We start from the raw sequence: 4,240 nt of genomic DNA, 5'->3' as shown, positions 1-4,240 counted from the left end.
GCGTCGACGCCGGATCGTGCAACGGCTGCGAGATCGAGATCGCGGCGGCCTTCCGGCCGGTGTACGACGCCGAACGCTACGGCGCCCGGCTCGTGGCCTCGCCCCGCCACGCCGACGTCGCCCTCGTCACCGGCCCCGTCACCCGCAACATGGCCGAACCCCTGCGCCGCACCGTCGCCGCCATGCCCCGCCCCCGGCTCGTCATGGCGGTCGGCGACTGCGCCCTGAACTGCGGGGAGTTCGCCGGGGGCCACGGCGTCGAGGGCGCCGTGGCCGACGTCGTCCCCGTCGACCTCCGGATCGAGGGCTGCCCGCCCGGACCCGAGCGGATCGTGGCGGCACTGCGCGCCGTGACCGGCCGATGAGGGCCAGCGCATGAATTCTGCCGAACACGCTGCGGTTCTCGCGTCCGGGCTCGCGGGCGCCGGCTCGCTGGCGGGCGCGCTGCTCCCGGGGCGCGTGCGGGTCATAGCCGTCGGGCTGTGCACCGCGGGCCTGGGCGGGGCCGGGCTCGCAGCGGGCCTGCTGGCCACCGGCGGCGGCCACTGGACCGCCCACCTGCCCGGCCTGCTCCCGATGGCGGGCGTCCACCTCGCCGTCGACGCCCTGTCCGGGCTGTTCATGGCCGTGGCCGGAGCGGTCGTCCTGGCCGTCGCCGTCTACGGCACCGGCTACGCCCGCGGTCCCCACGCGGGTGGCGTCGCCTCGCGCGGCGTCCAGTGCGCCCTGCCCCTCTTCGCCCTCACCCTGGTGCTGGTGCCCGCCGCGGCCTCCGTCTCCACCCTCCTGCTCCTGTGGGAGGTCATGGCCCTCACCTCGCTGCTGCTCGTCCTGGCCGACCACCGGGAGCGCGCGTCCGTCCGCGACGCCGGGATCTGGTACGCCGTCATGACCCACCTCGGGCTCGTCCTCCTGCTCGCCGGGCTCGCGCTCTTCGCCGCCTGCGCCGGGGGCGAGACCTTCACCGAACTGCGCGCGGGTGCCGGCAACCTGTCGCCCACCGCGCGCGGCACCGTCTTCGTGCTGGTCGCCGCCGCCTTCGCGTCCAAGGCGGGCATGGTCCCCCTGCACCCCTGGCTGCCGCGCGCCCACCCCGAGGCACCCAGCAACGTCTCCGCCCTGATGAGCGCCGCGATGGTCAACCTCGGCGCGTACGGCATCATCCGCGTCGCCTTCGACCTGCTCGGCGGCGCGCCGCGCTGGGGCTGGGTGCTCGTCCTGGCCGTCGGCGCCCTGTCCGCCGTCTACGGCATCCTCCAGGCGGCCATGGCCTCCGACCTCAAACGGCTGCTCGCCTACTCGACCTCCGAGAACCTCGGCCTCGTCCTCATCGGCGTCGGCGCCGCCGGGCTCTTCGCCTCCTCCGGCCACCCCGTGCCCGCCGCCCTCGCCCTGGCCGCCGCGCTGCTGCACATCACCAACCACGCCGTCTTCAAGGCCCTGCTCTTCTGCGCCGCGGGCTCCGTCGCCCGCGCCACCGGCGTACGCGACCTCGACCGCATGGGCGGCCTGCGTGCCCGCATGCCCGCCACCACGGGCTTCTTCGCCGTGGCCGCGCTCGGCGCCATCGCCCTGCCACCCGGCAACGGCTTCCTCAGCGAGTGGCTGCTGCTCCAGTCCCTCATCAACGGGCTGACCGTGCCCGGCGTGACCGCGGCCATCGTGCTGCCGCTCGCCGTCGCCGTCATCGCGCTGTCCGCCGGACTCGCCGCCGCCGTCTTCGTCAAGGCCCTCGGCGTCGGCTTCTTCGCCCGGCCGCGCAGCGCCGGGGCCGCTGCGGCCACCGAGAGCCCGCCCGGCATGCTCGTCGGCATGGGCCTGCTCGCCGCGGGCTGCACCGGCCTCGCCCTGGTGCCCGGCATGCTCGGCAACGGACTGTCACGCGCCGTCGCCGTGGCCGGACTCAGGGGCGGACCGCCGCTGTCCGGCAACGGCTTCGAACTCCGCCTGGACCGGCTGGCCGCCTCCATGTCACCCCTGTGGGTGGCCGCCGCGCTCACCGCCGGCCTGCTCGCCGCGGGCACCCTGATCCGGCTCACCGCCCGCCGCGGCCGCCGCTCCGGCGTCCGGCTCTGGGACTGCGGCGGCGGCGCCCCCACACCCCGCATGTCCTACACGGCCACCTCCTTCGCCGAACCCCTCCAGCGCGTCTTCGACGACGTCCTCGCCCCCGAGCAGGACGTCGACGTCACCCCCGTGCGCGAATCCGCCTATCTGGTCGAGCGGGTGCGCTTCCGGCGCGCCGTACCCGACCGGATCGAGCACCGTGTCTACCGCCCCGTCCTCACCGCCGTCACCAGGATCGGGCAGGGCGCGCGCCGCCTCGCCACCGGCAGCGTGCACCTCTACCTCGGCTACGGGTTCTTCGGACTCGTCGCCGTCCTGCTGGCCCTGGCGGTGGGCTGGTGAACGGCACCGTGCGACACAGGGCGCAGGAGGGAGCACCGTGAGAGCCATCGGTACGGCGGCCGTCGCCGCCCAGGTCGTCCTCGTCACCGCCGGGGCCCCGTTGCTCGCGGGCACCATGCGGCAGGTACGGGCCCGGCTGGAGGGCCGGGCCGGGCCCGGCGTCGGCCAGCCCTGGCGGGACCTGCGCAAACTGCTGCGCAAGGAGGCCATCACCCCCGTCGGCACCGGCCCCGCCTTCCGGCTCGCGCCTCTCCTGCTCGTCTCGACCACCGCAGTCGTCGCCGCCCTCGTTCCCCTGGCCTCCACCACCACCCCCGTCAGCGGCAAGGCCGACCTGATCCTGGTGGTCGCGCTGCTGGCCCTCGGCACCGTCGCCCTCGCCCTCGCGGGCCTGGACACCGGCACCGCGTTCGGCGGCATGGGCGCCTCCCGGGGGATGACCGTCGCCGCCCTCGTCGAACCGACCATCCTCCTCGCGGCCGTCGCCCTGTCGATACCGGCGGGTTCCACCAACCTCGCCACGATCGTCGGCGACGGCGTCCGCGATCCCGTACGGCTGGCCTCCCCGGCCGGACTCCTCGCCACCGCCGCGCTGGCCGTCGGCGTGCTCGCCGAGACCGGACGGCTGCCCGTGGACAACCCCTCCACCCACCTGGAGCTGACGATGGTGCACGAGGCGATGGTCCTGGAGTACGCGGGCCCCGACCTCGCCCTCGTCGAACTCGGCGCCCAGATGCGGCTCGCCGTCCTCCTCGGACTGCTCACCTCGCTGGCCGCCCCCTGGGGCATCGCGACCACCGCCTCCCCGGCCGCCCTCGCCCTCGCCCTGGTGCTGCTCACCGCCAAGGTCGCCCTCCTCGGCACGGCCCTCGCCGCCGCCGAGGTCTTCTGGGCGAAACTGCGGCTCTTCCGCGTCCCCGAGCTGCTCGCCGGATCCTTCCTGCTGGCCCTGCTCGCGGTCACCGCCTCGTACTTCCTCACAGGAGAGTGAGTGAGGGACACATGAACGACAGCGTCTACACCCAGCTGCTCGACCTGGCGTGCGGCGCGTTCCTGCTCGCGGCCGTCGTGGTCCTGTGGCTGCGCCAACTGTCCTCGATCATCCGGGTCTTCGCCCTCCAGGGCGCCGTGCTCGCGGCCCTCGCCGCCCTGCTCGGCGTGCGCGAGGGCCGCTGGGACCTGCTCGCCGTCGCCGTCGGCATCGGCCTGCTCCGCGCCGGGGCGCTGCCCCACATCGTCCGGCGCGCCCTCGCCGCGGGCACCCCGCCCCCGGCCACGCACTACGAGGAGGACAACAGCGAGGCCCGCGAGGCCCGCCCCCTGGTCAACGTCGCGGCCTCCCTGATCGGCGCCGCCCTGCTGACCCTGCTCGCCTACGCCGTCGCCCGGCCCCTGGTCGAACTCGACCCCACCCCCGCGACGCGCGCCCTGCCGGTCGGCCTCGCCGTCGTCCTGATCGGCTTCTTCACCCTGGTCACCCGGCGCCGCGCCCTGGCGCAGGTGGTCGGCTTCCTGCTCCTGGACAACGGCATCACCGCCACGGCCTTCCTGGCCGCCTCCGGCGTGCCGCTGATCGTCGAACTCGGCGTCTCCTTCGACGTCCTGCTCGCCGTTCTCGTCCTGCAGATCCTCACCACCCGGATGCGGGCCGCCTTCGGCGGCACCGGCATCGACGACCTGCGGGAGCTACGCGACTGATGACGCACGCCACCACCGCACTGCTGCTCACCGCGCCCGTCGCGGTGCCGCTCGCCGCCTCGGCGGCCCACGCCGCCGGCGGCCTGCGCGAGCTGCGCCCGCACCGCCGGGCCGCCCACGCCCTGCCCCGGCA

4 protein-coding genes are annotated in these 4,240 nt (G+C 75.4%); all 4 read left to right on the top strand.

Annotated elements, in window-relative coordinates:
* Positions 1-365: NADH-quinone oxidoreductase subunit B family protein (locus K6I34_RS32735; protein ID WP_229331670.1), on the top strand; the 365-nt coding region annotated here is incomplete at its 5' end.
* A gap of 10 nt (positions 366-375) precedes the next feature.
* Entirely contained in the window at positions 376-2,409 is a 2,034-nt protein-coding gene (locus K6I34_RS32730; protein ID WP_229331669.1) for a proton-conducting transporter membrane subunit, read from the top strand.
* 37 nt (positions 2,410-2,446) lie between these two features.
* Positions 2,447-3,400 (top strand): respiratory chain complex I subunit 1 family protein, encoded by a 954-nt coding sequence (locus tag K6I34_RS32725; protein WP_229331668.1) that lies wholly within the window; start codon positions 2,447-2,449, stop codon positions 3,398-3,400.
* Positions 3,401-3,411: 11 nt separating this feature from the next.
* Positions 3,412-4,107 (top strand): hypothetical protein, encoded by a 696-nt coding sequence (locus K6I34_RS32720; protein ID WP_229331667.1) that lies wholly within the window; start codon positions 3,412-3,414, stop codon positions 4,105-4,107.
* Positions 4,108-4,240: the final 133 nt, after the last annotated feature.

Origin of the sequence: Streptomyces sp. UNOC14_S4, from assembly GCF_020740835.1 — a bacterium.
Classification (GTDB): Bacteria; Actinomycetota; Actinomycetes; order Streptomycetales; family Streptomycetaceae; genus Streptomyces.
Note: the sequence above shows the minus strand (reverse complement) of the source record. Positions and strands in the feature narration are given on the sequence as shown.

Bases quoted from the DNA above. Each gene is read 5' to 3' on its own strand.
- K6I34_RS32730 (WP_229331669.1), top strand. From the start codon at position 376: ATGAATTCTGCCGAACACGCTGCGGTTCTCGCGTCCGGGCTCGCGGGC.
- K6I34_RS32720 (WP_229331667.1), top strand. From the start codon at position 3,412: ATGAACGACAGCGTCTACACCCAGCTGCTCGACCTGGCGTGCGGCGCG.